14 protein-coding genes and 1 tRNA gene are annotated in these 19,473 nt (G+C 62.0%); 5 read left to right on the top strand and 10 right to left on the bottom strand.

Annotated features, from left to right (window positions below; translation table 11 throughout):
* Positions 1-15: 15 nt before the first annotated feature.
* Positions 16-1,095, bottom strand: coding sequence for an ATP-dependent 6-phosphofructokinase (locus tag N3J91_04095; protein ID MCX8155620.1), 1,080 nt, complete (start codon positions 1,093-1,095; stop codon positions 16-18).
* 13 nt (positions 1,096-1,108) lie between these two features.
* Positions 1,109-3,778 (bottom strand): YfhO family protein, encoded by a 2,670-nt coding sequence (locus N3J91_04090; protein MCX8155619.1) that lies wholly within the window; start codon positions 3,776-3,778, stop codon positions 1,109-1,111.
* Positions 3,779-4,150: 372 nt separating this feature from the next.
* On the opposite strand from N3J91_04090, the gene N3J91_04085 reads away from it, so the two are divergent.
* From N3J91_04085 to N3J91_04070, 4 genes are all read left to right on the top strand, one after another.
* Positions 4,151-5,068, top strand: coding sequence for a class I SAM-dependent methyltransferase (locus N3J91_04085; GenBank protein ID MCX8155618.1), 918 nt, complete (start codon positions 4,151-4,153; stop codon positions 5,066-5,068).
* 8 nt (positions 5,069-5,076) lie between these two features.
* Entirely contained in the window at positions 5,077-5,994 is a 918-nt protein-coding gene (locus tag N3J91_04080) for a glycosyltransferase family 2 protein (protein ID MCX8155617.1), read from the top strand.
* Between the two features lie 13 nt (positions 5,995-6,007).
* Positions 6,008-6,931 carry a glycosyltransferase family 2 protein gene (locus tag N3J91_04075; GenBank protein ID MCX8155616.1) on the top strand — a complete coding sequence of 308 codons (924 nt, stop codon included), beginning with the start codon at positions 6,008-6,010 and terminating at the stop codon, positions 6,929-6,931.
* A 1,395-nt stretch (positions 6,932-8,326) separates the two neighbouring features.
* On the top strand, positions 8,327-10,717 hold the full coding sequence (locus N3J91_04070) for an immunoglobulin domain-containing protein (GenBank protein ID MCX8155615.1): 2,391 nt from the start codon (positions 8,327-8,329) through the stop codon (positions 10,715-10,717).
* Between the two features lie 134 nt (positions 10,718-10,851).
* Here N3J91_04070 and N3J91_04065 read toward each other — a convergent pair.
* The 6 genes from N3J91_04065 to N3J91_04040 all read right to left on the bottom strand — a co-directional run bounded on the left by N3J91_04065 (position 10,852) and on the right by N3J91_04040 (position 16,311).
* Positions 10,852-10,927: transfer RNA gene (locus tag N3J91_04065), tRNA-Glu, on the bottom strand.
* Between the two features lie 62 nt (positions 10,928-10,989).
* Entirely contained in the window at positions 10,990-13,515 is a 2,526-nt protein-coding gene (locus N3J91_04060) for a HEAT repeat domain-containing protein (protein ID MCX8155614.1), read from the bottom strand.
* A 39-nt stretch (positions 13,516-13,554) separates the two neighbouring features.
* Positions 13,555-14,853 (bottom strand): Gfo/Idh/MocA family oxidoreductase, encoded by a 1,299-nt coding sequence (locus N3J91_04055; protein MCX8155613.1) that lies wholly within the window; start codon positions 14,851-14,853, stop codon positions 13,555-13,557.
* 251 nt (positions 14,854-15,104) lie between these two features.
* Positions 15,105-15,287, bottom strand: a complete 183-nt coding sequence (locus N3J91_04050; GenBank protein MCX8155612.1) for a hypothetical protein — start codon at positions 15,285-15,287, stop codon at positions 15,105-15,107.
* Positions 15,284-16,081, bottom strand: a complete 798-nt coding sequence (locus N3J91_04045; protein ID MCX8155611.1) for a hypothetical protein — start codon at positions 16,079-16,081, stop codon at positions 15,284-15,286. The genes N3J91_04050 and N3J91_04045 overlap by 4 nt, the downstream gene beginning before the upstream one ends.
* A 92-nt stretch (positions 16,082-16,173) precedes the next feature.
* A complete protein-coding gene (locus N3J91_04040) occupies positions 16,174-16,311 on the bottom strand; it encodes a hypothetical protein (GenBank protein MCX8155610.1) in 138 nt (45 codons plus the stop codon).
* Between the two features lie 7 nt (positions 16,312-16,318).
* Between N3J91_04040 and tgt the strand changes: the two genes are divergently transcribed.
* Positions 16,319-17,467 carry a tRNA guanosine(34) transglycosylase Tgt gene (tgt, locus tag N3J91_04035; GenBank protein MCX8155609.1) on the top strand — a complete coding sequence of 383 codons (1,149 nt, stop codon included), beginning with the start codon at positions 16,319-16,321 and terminating at the stop codon, positions 17,465-17,467.
* 80 nt (positions 17,468-17,547) lie between these two features.
* Here tgt and N3J91_04030 read toward each other — a convergent pair whose 3' ends face one another.
* Positions 17,548-18,042 (bottom strand): NUDIX domain-containing protein, encoded by a 495-nt coding sequence (locus N3J91_04030; GenBank protein MCX8155608.1) that lies wholly within the window; start codon positions 18,040-18,042, stop codon positions 17,548-17,550.
* A 23-nt stretch (positions 18,043-18,065) separates the two neighbouring features.
* Entirely contained in the window at positions 18,066-19,424 is a 1,359-nt protein-coding gene (locus tag N3J91_04025) for a Gfo/Idh/MocA family oxidoreductase (GenBank protein ID MCX8155607.1), read from the bottom strand.
* Between the last annotated feature and the right edge of the window lie 49 nt (positions 19,425-19,473).

The following is a 19,473-nucleotide window of genomic DNA, read 5'->3' as shown; positions in this document are numbered from 1 at the left end:
CGGAGTCCCGGGCAATCAATCTCCCAGGCTTATTCCCAAATCGCGGGCGGTTTGCACCAGTTCACCCCGAGGATCTATCGTGCGCAGCCGGCCAATGGCCTCACGAATGGGCACCGCCACCACCTCCGGCGGCCGCAGCGCCGCCATGTAGCCGTATTTCTCTTCTGCTATCAGCCGCACCGCCATGGCGCCAAATTGCGTGCAAATCATCCGGTCAAACGTCGTGGGCCCCCCGCCGCGCTGCAAGTGGCCCAACACGCACACGCGGGTTTCCTTGCCACTCCGCCGCTGAATCTCCTCCGCCACCACCGCGCCAATGCCGCCCAGCCGCGCCTCGCGATTGCTCTCCTGCGGGCCCGCGGTGACAAAGTCGCCGCCCTTGGGCCGCGCCCCCTCGGCCACCACCACCAGGGTGAAATGTTTCCCGCGCGCCTCGCGCTCGGCAATCTTGGCGCAGATGCTCTCGTAGGTGAACGGGATTTCCGGAATCAAAATCACATCCCCGCCGCCGGCAATGCCCGCATGCATGGCGATCCAGCCTGCATACCGGCCCATGACCTCGAGCACCAGCACGCGGTTGTGGCTTTCCGCGGTGGTGTGCAGCCGGTCCAGCGCATCGGTGGCGCACGCCACCGCGCTGTCGAACCCGAACGTGAACGCCGTGGCCTCCAAATCATTATCTATCGTCTTGGGCACGCCCACCAGCGGCACCCCCGCCTCGAAAAGCTGCTGCGCTATGGTCAGCGTGCCGTCGCCCCCCACCACCACCAGCGCCCGCAAACCCAGCGCCCGGATGTTCTCCTGAGTGCGGGCCAGCACGGCCTCCGGAATGCGGTGCGTCTGGCCGTGGCCGGTCTTCACGGCAAACCGCCCCTTGTTGGTGGTCCCCAGGATGGTCCCGCCCCGCAGCAGCAGGCCGTCCATGTCCTTGTAGTTGAGGAGGCGATAATCGTTGTCCAGCAGGCCCTCAAAACCGTTGCGAAATCCCAGCGTCTCCCAACCGCGGGTGGTGGCCGATTTGCCCACCGCCCGGATGACCGCATTCAAGCCGGGACAATCACCCCCGCCCGTCAAAATGCCGATGCGCACGCTCATGGTTTAATCCTCCTTACTTTCTCCGCTCCGCCGGCCCCGGGCCTGGCACCGTCACCGGCACGGGCACCGGCTCCGGCTGGCGCACGGCCAGCAGCAGCCAGACACACAGCACCAGCGCCACGCCAAACGAAGCCAGGCTCACATAAAACACCGTCACCGGCGGCTCAAACCGCAGCTCCACCCGGTGTTTGCCCGCAGGCACAAACACGCCCTGCATCAAAAAATTGGCCCGCACCAGCTCCGCCGGCTGGCCGTCCACCCGCACCTTCCACGCCGGATGATGCTTGTTGTTGATGAGCAACACCGCCGGTTGCGGGCACTCCGTTTCCACCGTGTAGGCCTTGGGCGCGTAACTCACCCACTCCACCTTGCCCGTGGCTCCGCCCTCGGCCGCCGGCTGAACCCCGGCCGGCGCCGACTCCACCAGCACCCGCTGCCACGGATCAAAATTCAAGTCGGCCAGCAGCTTCAACGCCTCCCGTCCGTCCGGCACCACCTGCCATTGCGGATACAATTTGGCCCGCGGCAGCGCCCCCGTGAATTCAATCAGCGCAAACGGCCCGTTGGTGGTAATCTCGGTGGTCAAATCACTAAACTGCCGCGCCTCATTTTTCTTGGGCACCACGTTGAAGGCCGTATGCAGGCGGAACCGGCGCTTTTGGGGATCCACCATTTGATTGAGCAAATCCGGCAAATTCCCGGCCATCCCCAACAGGTAACGGGTATTGGTCAGCTCCCACATCCGCCCCAGCAGCGCCAGATTCGTCCCCTCAAACGCCTCCCGGTACATCACATTCTCCACCGCCCGGCGCGGCTCCTGCACAATGTCGAGGGTCTGGATGTTGAAATAGGGGAATTGGTGTTGCGCCCACTCCACCTGATACACCTGCTGCAACAGCCCCATCGCTTCGCTCACGCGGAAGGGCAGAATCTTCACCCGATGCTCATGCGGTTTGTCGCGCAAAATGTCCAGCACGGGATGAGATGCCAGGCGCTCCTTGTAATTGTAGTAAATGACCCACGGCGCATTGGCCCGCGCCATGTCGGCCACCAGCACCGCCAGCGCCAACCCAAACGCCCACCCGGCCCGCGGCCCGCTCAGCGCCCGGCTCATCACCAGCACCGCCAGCCCGCCGGCCAGCCCCAAAAACAACAAGTACCAGCCAATCTCGCCCAGGCTGGAGCTGAAAACCTGCGCGGCCGTCTGCGCGTCAAAACCGGAACGGGTCAGCCACTCCAATTTTTCCTTGCGGCCGGCGGCAAACATCAAAAAGCCCACCCCACTAATCCCCAGCGCCGCCGCCAGGCCCCAGCAAAAGCGCTTCTCAAACCCCCGCTCATTCCGCCACCACTGCGCCACCTGCCCGGTCAGGCTGCTCCGGCCCGCCGCCGCCCGCGCCAGGTAGGCCCGCCACACCCCCACCAGCCCCAGCGTGAACAGCACAATCACACTTAGGTGAAACGGATGCGTGAACTTGATGGGATTGCGAATGGTCGAGAAATACGGCAGCGCGTAGATGAGCCGGTAAAACGGCGCATGCCGCCCCCACGCCAGCAGAATCGAAATCAGCGCCGCCACCGCCCAAAACAAAACGATCTTGCGCTCCCGTGGCTCAAACACGCTCTTCTCCCCCCGCAGGGCCTGCGCCAGCGCCCACACCGCCACCAACACCACCAACACCCCAGCATACTCGCCCGCCCCGGAGTACCGCGGCCACCCCTGCCGATGCTCCTCCCACCCGGGCGTCTGCCCCACCGTGCCCCAATACGCGCCCCCGTCGGGCGTGTCCATGCGATAGCCATACAGGCCCGGGATGAGTATGCGCAAAGTCTCCGCCTTGGGCAGGCTCCATTGGGTGGCCTCGTCCCAGCGACGCTCCACGCTTTCCCGCGTTTGCTCCATGCCGGCCACGCCCTTGATTTGCGTGCCAATCAGCGTGGAAAGCGTGTGCGCCGCCATGATCGCCGCGCACACCGCCAGCAAACCCACCCGCAACAGCCCGCGCCCCGCCCCGGCCAGTGGCTTGGGCGCGTCAATGATGGCGAGGAAAAATGCGAATGCCGCAAGGTACAGGCTGAAAATCGCCCCCACGTCGTAGCTCTCCATCAACCCCACCCCGATGGTGAAGCCGGCCAGCACCGTCTTGATGAGCCAGTGCCGCCGCTCCGGCCCCCACAGCGCCGCCAGGCCCAGCAACAACACCCCCAAGGTGAGCGGGCGCGCCGCCAGCCCCCAGCAGGCGTAGCTGAAAAAGTTGGCGTTGAGCGCCGCCGCCAGCCCCGCCAGGGCCATGACGCCGCCATTGCCCCCCAGCCGCCGCGCAAAAAACGCCCCGCACAAACCGGCAAACAAAATCGCCAGCGGCGCATACCATTTCAAATGGCCTACCGGACCGAAGGCGTAAAGAATGAAAGAAGTAAATGTGGGCGAAGCACTGGGTTGCTGCCCCCCCACCCAGTACAAATCATTCCACACTCCAAAGAAAATGCCCGGCATCTCCACAAACCGGGCGCTCATGCCGCCCAGCGGGCCGTCATTGGAAAACATCACCTGATCGGACGTGAAGCTGCGCGCAAAAATCAACAGCACCACCAGCAAGACGCACCCCCCCGCCAGCCCCCATCCCCCCCACCGGCCGCCTGCGCCCAAAGACTCTGTTGCTGCATTGCCTGGCTTTGCCATAAGTCGCGTCACTCTAGGCCGCCCCGCCCCCCAAAGCAATCTTGGAAAAGCCCCTTCAAGGCTTCACCCCCGGATTTACCGTGAAACACACCCCCGGTGCATCTGCTGCGACACTGGATTTCCGCGTCCTGGGCCGAGGGCCATCTTCCAGAGCAAAAAAAACTCTCCCTCTTCGGGGATAAGAAACTTGGAGCCGGGACAGATGCCACATGGGATGCAAGATCTTATTTGGACCATTTCATTGCCGCATGGTTGACATATTTCATGTAATAATGGTACGCACACCCTGTGAGTGTTACAGCGAAACCCAGGCAGGTTATGCGGGCAAAGCCCCAAGAAACCTGCCCCCTTTGCCATCAGTGTGGGGAGAATTTGTATCAAAACCTGCATGACCGTTTGTTTGGCGCTGCTGGCCAATGGTGCCTTTCCCAATGTCCAAATGCCCAGTGCGGTCTGATTTGGATGAACCCCATGCCCCTGGATGAGGACTTGCACCTCGCTTATGAAACGTACTTCACTCACGAGTCAAGCCAGGAAAGCACAGCACGAAAAATATGCCTGGCCATGTACCATGCCTTTAATTCCATCGCTGGCATCTTTACCGGGCTGACCCAGTACAAGCAAAAAATGCAGTGCCTCTATCTGGAAAATGTTTCCCCCGGCAGTCTCCTTGATGTGGGATGCGGTGATGGGCGGTTTCTAAACGAGATGAAACCGCGCGGATGGCAGGTCCAAGGGGTAGAAATCGACCCGCAAGCAGTCAAAATTGCCAGGGAAAAATACAAACTTGAAGTGCATTTGGGGGACCTGAAGCAGGCGAACTTTTCCAACGATTCATTCGATGCCATTACTTTGCGTCATGTTGTCGAACACCTCCCCCATCCAGTGGACACCCTGCGAGAATGCAGGCGCATTCTAAAGCCGGGGGGACATTTGGTTGTGGTAACGCCAAATACAAAAAGCTGGGGCCATTCCTTGTTCAAGCAACATTGGCTTGGCTTGGACCAGCCTCGTCACCTGATGATTTTCTCTCCCGCATCCATGGCCTTGTGTGCAAAGCAGGCGGGCTTTGAAAAGATTCAGATCGTTACCTCCCCCGCCAATGCTGAGACCGTCTTCTCAGTCAGTTTTTCGCTGCTTCTTCGGCACACCCATGATATGGACCTTGGCAGGCCACCAGAAATTAGTCGAGCAATCAAGGCGGTTTTCTACCAGCATTGGGAGTCCCTGAAACTTAGGAAAAACCCCAAAATAGGTGAAGAATTGGTGATGCTGGCAACCAAATATTAAAACATTTAATGATCCGTATTTGCGGCATAGTGGTGACCTTCCACCCTTCCTCTCTCCTCACGGACCAGCTTTCCCTGCTGAACCAACAGTTGGCTGAAGTATTAGTTGTGGACAACGGCACCTTCGCCTCCTGGCCCCCGAGCCTGCAAGCTGCCCTCCAAAAGCCCGGCATCACGCTGTTGGCCAATCCGGAAAACCGGGGGATCGCTGCGGCTTTCAACCAGGGATTGCAATACGCCTTGAACAACGGGTTTGCCTGGGCGGCCACATTTGACCAGGACAGCCGCCCTCCACCGCATTATTTTGCGGGACTGTGGGAAGCCCACCAAATGTGTCCCTTCCGCCATCAGGTGGCGCTCATCGCCCCCCGCTACTGGCTCAAAGAAACCTCCCCGCCCGCACCTGCATCGCCGGCGTCAGCCGCATGGCGGAAAATTCCCGTCGCCATGGCCTCCGGCAACCTCGTGAACTTGCAGGCCGCTCAGGCCGTGGGCTGGATGGACGAATCTTTTTTCATTGATTACGTGGATTTTGATTTTTGTCTGCGTTTGCGCCGGCAGGGCTGGCAGATCATGGAAGCGCGCAACGTCTGGCTGCCGCACCGCCTGGGTTCCCGCCAATCCCACCGCTGGCTGGGCCTGCAGTTCAGCCTCGTCGCCCACTCGCCCCTCCGCCGCTATTACAATGCCCGCAACCGCATCGTCACCTATCGCCGCCACGCCCGGCGATTTCCCGGCTGGTTCATCCATGATGCGGCCTGGTGGCTCCTGGAAACCGCCAAAATCCTGCTGTTTGAACCCCACAAAGCCGCCAAACTCCACGCCATGGGCAGAGGCGTGAAAGATGGCTGGCTGGGGCGCATGGGACCCGCTCCGCCGGCTCTGGCGAACAAATGGACTCAACTTTCCTCTGCCCGTACCACGTAGCCCAGAGCTTTCTATGGCTGATTCTTCACACCATTCCTCCCTGCCACCGGTCGGCGTGGTCATCGTCAATTGGAACCTCAAGGAAACCCTGCGCGCCACCCTCGAATCCTGCCTGCAAATAGACTATCCCCAATTCCAAATCGTGGTGGTGGACAACGGCTCCACCGACGGCGCGCCCGACATGGTCCGACGGGATTTTCCCCGCGTCCATCTCATCGCCAATCCCACCGGCATGGGCTATGCCCATGCCACCAGCCAGGGCATGGCCTGGCTCGTGCAACAAGGGGCCCGTTACCTGTTCAGCACCAGCAACGATGTCCTCTTCGACCGCGCCATCCTGCGCGAAATGGTCGCCTTCCTCGAGCGCCATCCCGAGGTGGGCCTCGTCGGCTCCAAGGTGTATTTCCACGATCGGCCCCACATCCTCTGGCATGCCGGCGGCCACATCGGCTGGCATGGACACTCCCGCCACTTCGGCTGGGAGCGCCGCGATCATCCCCGCTATGACCAGCCCCGCGAATGTGTCTTCGTCACCGGTTGCGGCTACATGGTGCGGGCGGAGCTGGCCCAAAAACTGGGGTATTTGAAAAGCGACCTGGTTTTTTATTCCGAGGATTCCGACTTCTGCCTGCGCATCCAAAAGGCGGGCTACCGCGTCATGTACCTGCCCACCGCCAAGCTGTGGCACAAAACCTCCACCACTCTCGCCAAAAACCGCGGCCTCCAACTGCGCTACAGCACCCGCAACAACCTCTACGTGCTCCACACCCATCGCGTGGGGCTGCCTTACCCTTTGACCCTCTGGCTCCACCTTGGCGCAGTCCTGCCTCTCAAAATGCTCTTCTTCCTGCTGCTGGGCCAGCCCGCCAATGCGGCCGGCATCTGGCGGGGCATCCGCGATTGGCATCAGGGTAAATACGGCATGATTCAGGAATGACACTGCCTGCCCTCCTATCGCTGCGCGGTAGCCATCACAACCCTCAGCCGAAAACCACCCCCACTGGTCTTGCTTGTTAAGATATTCGCCAGTAAAGCGCCACACACGGATAAGCTGTTTCCCCACATATATCATATACCCTAATTCGACTTATTATTATTTTGAATACTAAAAAAATGCTTGCCCGAAGCAACCTTAGGTCTTATGATAACTCAGTTAATTAGGCCAATTATGAGAACAAACCCCGCTGTCAAAGGAGTGTGGGCACTATATGCGGCCCTCATTTTAACCACTGCATGCAACACGCTGGCAAGCGATTGCACACCCGTACCCTTGGGAATGAAAAGCTGGTGGCGAGCTGAAGACAACCCCAACGATGCCGCCTCGACTAATCATGGAACCTTATTGGGTACGGCCGGATATACTCAAGGCATCGTGGGCAAGGCATTTGAACTGGGTGGTGGCAATGATTCGATTGACATACCTCGTTCGCCATCACTGTATCTAAACAGCTTCACTATTGAAGGCTGGATTTTCCCCAGAAACGTTGTAACCCAGCAGGCCCTGGTTGAGTTCTCACAACCATCCCAATACGGGCTCCACTTCTGGATCAACCTCAATGGGTATTCAGAAGTTCCCGGAATGCTTTATGCCAATCTAAGAACCCGGCATGGCGAGGATAGGTTGATTTACAGCCCACCGAACATCCTGCGATCAAACCAATGGTCTCATGTGGCGCTGACTTTTGACATCACATCAGGCAGTGCAGTCATTTATCATAACGGGGTGGTGGTGGCGCAGAGCACTCTAGATACTTCCGAGGCATGGACCGCTCTGCCACTTCATCTGGGCTCTCGCCATGGATACTATGGATTCAATGGCAAGATGGACGAGTTCTCCATCTATGACCGTCCCCTGAGCGCTGATGAAGTCAGAGCCATTTATTTGGCGGGAGCTGACGGCAAGTGTTTTACGCCCTCGCCGCCTCGAATCCTGGCAACAACCACCAATTTAATCAGGTTTATTGGCGATAATATCGTTCTCAATGCCACCGTTGTCGGCACTCTCCCCATAACTCTACAATGGCAATTCAATGGTACTAACTTGCCAGGCGCAACGAATCTCTTTTTAAACCTGGACAACCTGAAACCGGAGGACCAGGGGGTTTATTCACTTTGGGCTGCAAATCAGTACGGAGTCACCTCTGCAATTATCGCAAACCTCACTGTGACCCGACCCACTTGCGCGCGCGTGCAAGAAAACCTCGTGGCATGGTGGGCGGCCGAAGGAAACGCCGAAGACGCACTCGGGAAACACCACGGTAGCCTGTCTAATGGCGTTTATTACACTAATGGAATAGTTGGCCAGGCTTTTGGCTTTGCCGGCGGGTCCTCAATGGTGACGATTCCTGCTGCGCCGGAATTAAACGTGCGAAACCTTACCATTGAAGGATGGATTAATCCCGACGAGACCATTACTCAACAAGCACTTTTTGAATTCTCGAGCCCCTACAATTACGGACTCCATATCTGGATCAACATGAACGGCTCATGGGATGTGCCGGGAATGCTGTACGCCAATCTTAAAAACTCTTATTTGATCGACCGCATTTTAACAAGCCCCGCCGGAGCGATAAAATCGAACCAGTGGTCTCACATCGCTTTAACTTACGAGGAGTCAAGTGGAATAGCAAAGCTCTATATAAACGGCGAAGTCGTGAACAGCTCCTTCATCGGGACTGAGCCACCACGCACCAGTCTGCCGATTTATTTGGGATCAAGGCAAGGTTTTTATGGTTTTAAGGGTAAAATGGACGAATTCGCTTTGTACAATCGTGCCTTAACTGATGAGGAGGTGCGCCGCATTTACCTGGCGGGCAGCCTGGGCAAATGCCCGCCGGAAATCCCACCTTCCATTGCGGGCACCAATCAGCAAGTTACCGTGGCCCTGCGTAATCCGCTGCGCCTGACTGCCACTGTGCTGGGCAACCGCCCAATGAGTTTTTGGTGGCAGCTCAATGGCACCAACCTGACGACCGAACCCACCTCCGCCGAATTATTCATCTCCGCCGCAGCCCTGACCGATTCGGGCAGCTATAGTCTGGTGGCCAGCAATGCCTTTGGCGTGACCACCGCCTTGGTGGCGCAGGTCACTGTGCAGCCATCACCCCCCACCATCGCAGTACAGCCGCGATCCTCCACAGTCCTGGTGGGGCAAAGTGTTACGCTGCTCCTCAGGGCCTCAGGCTCGCCGCCGATGGCGTTCCAGTGGTACTTCAATGGCGCACCCTTGGCGGGAGCCACCCGTGACATGCTGACATTGAGCGCCGTCACCTTGGCGCAGGCGGGCGCTTATCAGGTGGTGGTGACCAACGAATTTGGGGCCGCCACCAGCACGGTGGCCACACTCACTGTCCAGTTGCCCCCCCCCAAGTTCATCGTGAGCAACGCCTTGACCATGGCTGGCTCAATACTCACAGTGCCCATCGTCCTCGCGGCGAACGGAACGGAAAACGCCATGCAGTTCAGCCTCACCGTCAGCACCAGCCGCCTCCAGTTGCTGCGGGTGGAGCCGGGGCCTTCCCTCACCAATGCCACCTTCCTGACCAATCTCAGCCTCTTGTCCCAGGGCCGCATCGGCGTAGCCATCAGCCTGCCTTCCGGCGCGACCATGCCCGTCGGCACCCAGGAAATAGCGCGGTTAACCTTTCAATCCCTACCGATGGCGGGGTCTTACACCACCCCCCTGAGTTTCAGCAGTTCGCCGCTGACGCAACAGGTGGCCAATGCCCAGGCGCAAGTGCTCCAAGCCGAATACGTCAGCGGGGTGATTAATCTGATGCCCACCGAATACGAGGCCGATGTCGCGCCACGCGGCGCGCCTGACCGCCTGGTCACGGTGGTGGACTGGGTCCAGGTGGGCCGCTTCGTGGCCGCACTGGACACCCCGGCCGCCGGCGCGGAATTCCAGCGTGCCGACTGCGCCCCGCGCAGCGAGGGCGGCAACGGCCTCCTCACCGCCTCCGACTGGGTGCAGGCTGGCCGTTACGCCGCCGGTCTGGACCCGCTGGCCATTGTGAGCGGCCCGACGAATTTTGCCCCGCCGGGTCTGGTGCGCCAGGCACTGGCAGGCAAAAATGCCAATGGCAACGCCTGCACTGTAAGCGTGGCTGAAACATCGCTGCTCCTGGGTAAAAACGTCACCGTGCCCGTGATGCTCCACGCCAACGGCACGGAAAGCGCCCTGACCTTCAGCCTGCAGTTCAACCCGGCCCAGCTCACGTTTGTCCAGGCCCAGGCCGTCTCGCCGGCGGGCACCTCGGCGGTGTTGAATCAAAACCCCGCCCAAGCCGCTCAGGGCCGCGTGGGCATGGCGCTCTCTCTGCAGGCCGGCCAAACCTACCCCGCCGGCTTGCACCAGGTGGTGCTCGTCTCCTTTGCTGTCCGGCCCGACGCCCGCGGCCCGGTGGCGCTGAGCTTTGCCAGCCAGCCCGTGGCCCGCGAAGTGGCCAACCTGCATGCGCAACCCTTGACCGAAACCACCTGGGCCGGGCGCAACCTCGCGCTGGCCCTGCCCACGCCGCAGATTAGCACCGCCACCGAAGCCGGACAGCTCACCTTCCGCTGGCCGGCCGGCCTCCCCGGCGTGTACTTGGAAGCCACCGATGATCTGGTCAACCCGCAGTGGATGCGCGTCAACCTAACCCCCGAGGAAGTGGACGGCCAGGTACGGCTGAACATCCCGGCCGACGCCGCGCGCAAGTTCTACCGCCTGCGCACAGAGTAGGCCGCCCGCCACCTTTATCCAACACCAGAGCAGCCCCGCGCGGGCTGCTCTTTTTTTCCCCTCCCTCCGGCCGCAAAAGGCCTGCCTGCTCCGGTGGCGGAGGAGTCTAAGCGGGGAAAATCTCGGAAATGATCTGGTAGCGCGTATGGGAATCGAACCCATCTTTCGGCCTTGAGAGGGCCGCGTCCTGAACCGATAGACGAACGCGCCACCCGCGACCTGTCGCCCCCTAGCTTAGGCACGGCGCCGCTTTTGTCAATCCCGCGCGCAGATTATTCCGCCGCCGGGCCGACCAGCACGTTGGCTATGTCCTTGCCGTCCGCCGTCCGCAGGCGCACCACCCCGGCCCATTCGCCGCCGCCCTGCGTAATTTTGACCAGCAACGCATTGACCCCCTTGACCAGGCGGATTTTCTTTTTGTCCTGTCCCGGCGTGCAGGGGCGCACGGCGTTGTTGCTGTGCACCACCCTGCCGTTGAGCCACACTTTGATGCCATCGTCACTGCCCATCTCCAACAGCGCCTCCTGCTCCTGCTCGGAAACAATCTGCGTCTTGAGATAGGCCACCCGGTCATTGCCTCCCCGCAACAATTTGTCCAGCGCCACCACCCCGTTGCGCGGTGCCGTCACCGGTCGCCACTCGGCTTTTCCGCCGGTTTGCTCCGGGGGAAAAACCTCGTCAAACAACGCCGCCCCATCCTTGCCCTCCTTCGTGTAAGGCCCCGAAACCAGCCAGGACACAATGAATCCCTCAGGCGAAAGGCCGGCGTTCTGCACCGCCTTGAGCGCCTGCGCGGCCTGTTGTTTGAGTGTGTCCGGCAAATTTTGGTTTTGCGCCTGTTCAAGCGCAGCCAGCGCCTGCTTGGGATAAACGCCCCCCATCTGGCGGGCCAGCCGGATGATCGCCGCCCAGGCATCCTGCTGCAACGCAGCCTCCTGCGTGGCGCCCTGCAACGTCTCCAGCGCGGACGGCAGGGGCAAATCCGCCAAAATCGCCAGGGCACGCTTCTTCTCCTCCGGCCGCCGAGCATTCTCGAGCACCCCCCGCAGCAGCTCCACCCGGCCCGCCATGGGCAGCTCCTCCATCTCCGCCAGCCGCAGGCAGCCGTCACGCAGCGCCACCACATTCTGGTTGGCATCGGTGGCGTTTTTGGCCAGGGCCAGCAGGTGCGGCCCCGCGGCCAAATCCGGCCAGCCCACCAGCGCCTCCGTGGCCGCTTTGGCCACGGCGGCGTTGGCATGTTTCATCGCCGCCAGCACCGCCTGCAACGCGTTTTCCCCGCCGGTATATACCAGCAAACGCAGCAACGCCGCCTGCGCCTCCGGCGCCGGGTTGCTCTGCAACACGGGCAGAATGTGGGCGGACAACGCCGCCTTGTCCGGGCTGCGCCGGCAGATGGCCGCTGCCGCCGCCTCGGCCGCCTGACGCACTTCGGCGGGCGTGGCCGTGGCAATCAACCCGGCCAGGTCTTTCACGTTTTCCGGTCTGCCAATCACCCCCAGGGCGCGCACCCCGCGCACGGCCAGCGCTGGATCAGGATTCTTCATGATGCGCAACAAGCCCGGCACCGCCGCGTCCGTGCGGCGCTGCGCCAGCACGTCCACCGCCACGGCGCTGATGGCCGGCGCGCTGCTCTCCACCAGTTTCAGCAGGGCCTCGTCCACGCCCGGTTTGCCCAGCCGCTGCAAGGCCCGTTTGGCGGCCTCGGCGGCCGCGCCCGTCCCGGCGGCGCGCCCGGCCAGCAGGGGCACATCGGCCGCCGTGCCGTGACGGGCCAGACAATCCAGCGCCGCCGCCCGCACCACTTCATCAGCCGTGGCCTGAATCACCTGCAACAACGCCTCGCGGGCGGGCACCTCCGGCAAATCGTGCAACAAACCCAGCAACAGCAACTGCCCGCCGGGCGATAACTGCGGCAGCTCCCCAACCACGGCGGCTTGCAGGGGACGGTTCTTCGACTCCGCAAAACCGGACAGGGCCCCCTCGCGGCGGGCGGCATCGTCGCCCTGCAAACTCTGGGCCACCCAGCGGGCCGCTTCCGTGGGCGGCAGCACGCTGACCATGCCCTTGGCCGCCGCCACCCGCAACGCCCGCGGCTGCTGGGCCCCCAGGTACTTCTCAAAAATGCCACGGGCCAGTTTCGCGTTGCCGGTGCCGGTAAGCTGCGCGGCCGCCTCAATCTCCGCCCGTCCCAGGGCGCGGCTGAGAGCCGGCGGCACATTGGCCGAGGCCAGCACCCTGGCTGCTGCCGGCGTGCCAATCTGCCCCAGCGCCGCCAGCGCCGTCTCAGCCACCCAGGGATCAGGATCGCTGATATATCGGGCCACCACCTCCACCGCCTGCGGATCCCGCCGTACCCCAATCGAGCCCAAAATCCCCGCCCGCAGCCGGGCCTCCACCTTGGGCAGGGCCGCGCGCAGGGCGGCCCCGGCCTCGGGCGCGGCCAGCGGCTCCAGCGCCATGCGGGCCGGATGGGACAAATCAGGATCCGTCAGCAGCTCGGCCACCGCCGGCACACACTTCGCCGAGCCAACCACCCCCAGGTAACGGCACACATAACGCTTGGCATCCTTGGACGTGCCAGGCGCCTTGAGAATGGCGATCAATCGCGCCTCCACCGCCGGATAGTCGGCGGGGGCCGTCTTGCGAATCAACTCCTCCACCCGCGCCAGCGATTCGCGGCTCTGGCTGAAGGTATATTGGGCCAGCCCATCCAGCGGATCGGCGGGCGTCTGCGCCGGCGCGGCGGCCCCGGCCGCCCACAGCGCGGTGAAAATCAGCGAAAACATCTTTTTCATAACACGTTTAATGCAATAGGGGGGGTTCTCCAGCAGGCCTTACACAATGATATTCCACGGCTCGCGTTTGGCGCGCCCCAGCAGGGCATTGGCCGAAGGATCGTTGAGAAATTCCTCCTTCTCCGGATCCCAGCGCAACTTGCGCCCCAGCGTAATGGCAATCACGCACAAATGGCCGATGCTCGCCGAGCGATGTGCCACCTCGGCGGGCGTGATGGTCTGGCGCCGCGAAATCACGCAATCAATGAAATTGCCGATGTGATTCTGCGAGCGGTACAGGTTGATTTCCTCCGGCCGGATTTTGTCTTTTTTCAGCTCTTTCGGCTCGGTCTCAAAACCCCCGCGGTCCACCCACACCCAGCCCTCAGTCCCGATCCACCGCGCCCCCATGCGATGGCTCCCCTCCGCGTTCTGCACAATCATCTTCACCCCGTTGGCGTAGGTGCACTCGATCCGATAGCGCGTGGCGGCATCCCAGATGCCCACCTTGGGAAACTCGGCGCGGATGGGGTTGATCTCCACCGGGCCGGTGTATTCCGTGCCCAGCCCCCACTGGGCAATGTCCCCATGATGCCCGATCCAGTCCATCAACTGCCCGCCGCCGTAATCCATCTGCCAGCGCCAATTCCAGTGGGTGCGATCCCGCGAATACGGCGCCCACGGCGAAGGCCCGCACCAAAAATCATAATCCAACTCCGGCGGCGGGTCCGTAAAGGGCGCCGTCCCCCCCGCCCCGCCGGTGGGCAGCCCCACCTCCACCGTATGCACCTTGCCGATGCGCCCGTTGCGCACCAGCTCACAGGCAAAACGAAAATCCCCCGTCGAACGCTGCCACGAGCCGGTCTGCCAGATGCGCCCATAACGATGGATGGCCGTCACCATCGCGCGGCCCTCCTTCAAATCATGGCTGAAGGGCTTTTCCCCGTAAATGTCCTTGCCCGCCTTCGCCGCCATGATGGCCGGAATCGCATGCCAGTGGTCCGGCGTGGCCAGCGAAATCACATCAATGTCATCCCGCGCAATCAATTCCCGGAAATCCTTGTAGGCCGCGCAATCCTGATTGCCATAATGGCTGTTGACCCGCTTCTGCTCCCGCTCCCGATGGCCGCGATCCACATCGCACACCGCCAGCACCCGGCACCGGCGATCCCCCAGAAATCCGCCCAAATTGCCGGAGCCCATGCCCCCCACCCCAATTGCGCCCACCGTGATTTTGTTGCTGGGCGCCTCCGCGCCCAATACCCGGGCGGGAATGATCTCAGGTAAAGCCGCGGCGGTACCCGCCAAAGCCAGTCCCCGCAAAAATCGGCGACGATTCACAAGCCAGGCTGTTTTCATGCCCAGCAGTGTGGCCACGCCAGCCCTCCCTGTAAAGCGTGAATGGCGCCCCACGCCAAAGGGTCTATGCCCCAAGCCCCTTCACGCAGAAAATCCACCTGGTCAGCAGCACGAGGAAAAACAAAAAAAACGCAACCCGCCGAATCAGATTTGAAGACAACCGCCCCTCTTCCCTCGGGGCAGCACCACCTCCCACCAACATCCCAGCCCGCCCCGGAAGTAAAGTATGAACCCCCCAGCCCGGGGCTGGCTTACCGCCCCTCATTCAAGCTGGTGGGCAGCCCGCCCTCCCAGGCTTTCGGGGCATTCCACGGGCGCGACGAAACATGGGAAGCATCCTTCTCCACCGAGCCGCACCCGCACAATCCCAGCACAAAACCTGTCAGGACCAGGCCGCCAATCAGCCGACAACAAAGCAGGCTCCACGCTTTCATTGGCTCACCTTGGGTTTCACCGGCCGATGCAGGGCCAGATCCCCCTCCTGCACGTCGGTGATCTTCCATCCGCTCATGATGGTGGCAATGGAAGAACTGGCCGTGACGCTCTGAATCTTCACTTTGGCAATCAATTTGCCATCACGGTAAATGATCATGTTGCCGCCCTCCCGGGCCTCCTGGTCACTGCCCACATCCAGCACCACAAAATTCCATTTCGGATCCACCGCCACCACTTTGGCCTTCAAATCCGTGGGCAGCGGCACCCCTTCTTCCACCCGATCCGAGGGATCCGGCTGCAACAAATCATCCAACTGCCGCTTCAAAATGGCCACCCGCTGGTTGAGCACCTTGTTCTCCGATTGCAGGACTTCATTTTTGCGCTTTTCCTCGGCCAGATTGTTCATCAGCCCCTTGACCTCCTCCACCTTGATGCCCAGCGCATCCCAGGCCGCCAGATTCTGCCGCGCCGCCGTCAGGTCACCCTGCAGCTTGTTAATCTGCGCCTGCAACTGCTGATTCCGCTGCTCGGAGGCCGCCAAGTTATCCTCGGCCGTCCGCAACCGCGTCCGCGTCTGGCTGTGGGCGTTGCGCTCGCTCTTCAAATCGGACAGGGCCTGATCCCGCTCCTTCTCGCCCTTCTCCGCCCGCTTGGTCTGCTTGATGCGCTCGGTGGTTTCCTCCACCAGGTTCTGCTGCAAACCTTCAATCTTGGGTTTCACCTGCGTGAAGCCAAGGATGACCGCCGCGATGCCGGCGAGGATCGCCAGGATTAAGAAAATTTTGACTAACATGCTGTAAAGCGTCTAGTTCGGCAAAAACTTAAGGGAGCGCCTGCCCCCTGTCAATCTTCCCGTGCGCCTTTTTTCCCCCAGGGCAACTCCTGCTACTGCCCCGTCAGCCCAAACCGCCCACCGCCCACCGCCCGCCGCCCCCCCGTGCCGCCACAACGGCCCCCCGCGGCCAGTCTCAGGGCATGACCGCCGGTTTCGGCTTCATTTGCCGGGGCGGTTAATGGCATCATGCGGGGGATGTTTGAATTGCTAAAAACCGATCCCGCCTCCAAGGCGCGGCTGGGGCGGCTGCATACCCCGCATGGCGTGGTGGATACCCCCGTCTTCATGCCGGTGGGCACCCAGGCCAGTGTCAAGGCCATTGACCCGCGTGAACTGGAGGAAATGGGCGCGCAAATCATCCTGGGCAACACCTATCATCTGTTCATCCGCCCCGGACTGGAAATCCTCGAGCAGGCCGGCGGCCTGCATCGGTTCATGAGCTGGGACAAACCCATTCTGACCGACAGCGGCGGTTTTCAGGGGTTCAGCCTGGCCAGCATCCGCAAAATCAAGGCGCACGGCGTGGAGTTTCGCTCCCATCTGGACGGCTCGCCGCTCTTCCTGGGGCCCAAAGAAGCCATGCACATCCAGCGGGTGCTCGGCTCGGACATCGCCATGGCCTTTGATGAATGCCCCCCTCACGACGCCCCCCCGCGCGAGCTGCGCGCCGCCGTGGACCGCACCCTCCGCTGGGCCTTGGAGTGCCGCGAGCAGCCCCGCGCGCCCGGCCAGCAGGTCTTTGGCATCGTTCAGGGCGGCTCCGTGGCCCATTTGCGCGAAGAATGCGCCAAAAAATTGGTGGCCATGGACTTCGACGGCTACGCCATCGGCGGCGTGAGCGTGGGCGAGCCGGAGCCGGAAATGATGAAGGCGGTGGAAATGACCGAGCCTTTTCTGCCGGCGCACAAAGCCCGCTACACCATGGGCCTCGGCACCCCCGCCCAAATGGTTGAGCTGGTGGCGCGGGGCGTGGACATGTTCGATTGCGTGCTGCCCACCCGCGTGGCCCGCAACGGCACCGCCTTCACCCGCCGCGGCACCTTCAGCATCAAAGGCGGGGCCTACAAGGCCGATTTCCGCCCCATCGAAGAGGGCTGTGATTGCTTTGCCTGCCGGCGATTCACCCGGGCCTACATCCGGCACCTGCTCAATGTGAACGAAATCCTGGGCCTGCGCCTGGTAAGCGTCCACAACAGCCACATGTACCTCCGCCTGATGCAGGACATCCGCGCCCACCTGCAGGCCGGCACCTTTGCCGAATTCCGGCGCGACTTTGTGGCCCACTACGTGCCCACCAGCCGCGTCCTGCAGGCCCGACGCCAGGGATTGGACGACGAGCGCTAGGCCGCCGCATCCTGCCACCACGGCACGAGCGCACGCCCTGAGTTTCAATCATGGGCCGGGGACAACAGGATTGCCCCCGCTCAAGAGCCTTTCTTCAACCGCTCCTCCAGCCGGTTCAGCAGGGGCACCTGCGTGATCTTGATCTTGCGCCGCGCCAGCTCAAACGGCATGAACTCAATCCGATCCACCTCCGGAAAAACCTGGATCTGCCCCGAGTCCGGCGGCCATTCCAATTCAAAGGTGGAGCTGGGCGGCGGATTCCGCGGCTCAATCTCCCCCAGCACCGCCCACGCATGCACCACCTTGCCGCCCTTCTGTTGAATCTGCCCCAGCGGCTCAAACTCCGCCGTGGCCGGCACGGCAATGCCCGTTTCCTCGTAAAACTCCCGGATCGCCGTGGCCAGCATGTCCTCCCCCTCCTCCACCTCCCCCTTGGGAATGCTCCAATAACCCCAGTCGCGCTGTTCAAAAAATGGCCCCCCCGGATGCGCCAGCAACACCTCCGGCCCGTCCGGCCGAAACCGGTACATCAACAGGCCGGCGCTGATGCGGGAACGTTTGGGCGGTTTGGGCATGGCAAATCCCGCAAACCCCGTCCCTACACCTGCTGCGGCTGCGGATGCACCCACGGCGCGCGGTAGGGACGCGCCAGCCGCCGGTTGGCCTCCTCATCGCCCACCACCTTGCCGGTGGCCGGGTCATAGACCAGGGCGCGGCCCAAGTCCATGGAAATGTTGGCCAGGATGCAGGCAATGGTGGAAGTCACGCCCTGCTCAATATCGGCCACGGGTTTCCCGCGGTTGGCGATGGCCTTGAGAAAGTCCTGCATGTGCCACCGGATGGCCGAGGCGCAATGCTGCTCCAAGTCTTTTTCCGTGCGGTCTTCGGGGTATTTCTCGTACTCGTACAACGGCTCCCCGCGCAGCTCCGGCTTGTCCTTGCCCTGCGGGAAAAACTCGTACTTGAACACACTGGCTTTGAGCGTGCCTTTCTCCCCATAGAAGGTGGCCGCCCAGGGATAATCCTTGTCCGGATTGTCCCCCCATGTCCGGTGATTCCACACCACCTGGAAGTCCCCATAGTCAAACACGGCGTGCTGGGTGTCGCTGATGTTGGCCTTGCTGGCCTTGTCCACCAAGATGCCGCCGCTCGAGTAAATCTTTTTGGGCCACCCCAAATCCAGCATCCAGCGCACCATGTCGAGCATGTGAATGCACATGTCGCCCACGATGCCGTTGCCATATTCCATAAACGCCCGCCAGCCCCGCGGATGCGTGAAGCGGCAGAAGGGCCGCATCGGCGCCGGGCCGGTCCACAGCTCGTAGTCCAGGTTTTCCGGCGGCGGCGTGTCCGGCGGATTGCCCCGGGCGCGCATGTGCCAGTAACAACAAATCTCCACGCGGCCAATCCTGCCCAGACGCCCCTCCTTGATGACCCGATCCCGGGCCTCGATGAGGTGCGGCGTGCTGCGGCGCTGCGTGCCCACCTGCACCACGCGCCCGTGTTTGCGCGCGGCGGCCAGCATGGCCTGGCTCTCCACCACGTCCACACTGGTGGGCTTTTGCACGTACACATCCGCCCCCGCCTGGATGGCCGCAATGGTTTGCAGCGCATGCCAGTGATCCGGCGTCCCAATTAGGACAATGTCCAGGTCCTTCTCCTTCAGCATCTCCCGGTAATCGGTGTACGTCCGCGGCCGCTTCTTGCTGAGCTGCCGCTGCGCCGCCATGTCGGCGGCCTCGGCGAGCATCTTCTGGTCCACATCGCACAGCGAGACAATCTCCACCGGCGCCACCTGCACCAGCCGCCACAAATCACATTTCCCATACCAGCCGGAGCCAATCAGCCCGACACGCTTTTTCATGTCGGCCAGCTCGGCGGCAAACAGGCGGTTGGCAGAAAGTACGGTGACAGCGGCTGTCGCGCCGCTGGCGGCGAGAAATTGACGGCGGTTCATGGCCGTGATGATGGCGAAAATCGCGAAAGTTTCAACCCCATTTGCAGCC

It is taken from the genome of Verrucomicrobiia bacterium, from assembly GCA_026414565.1.
Classification (GTDB): Bacteria; Verrucomicrobiota; Verrucomicrobiia; order Limisphaerales; family Fontisphaeraceae; genus Fontisphaera.
This window is presented reverse-complemented; position numbering and strand designations above follow the sequence as displayed.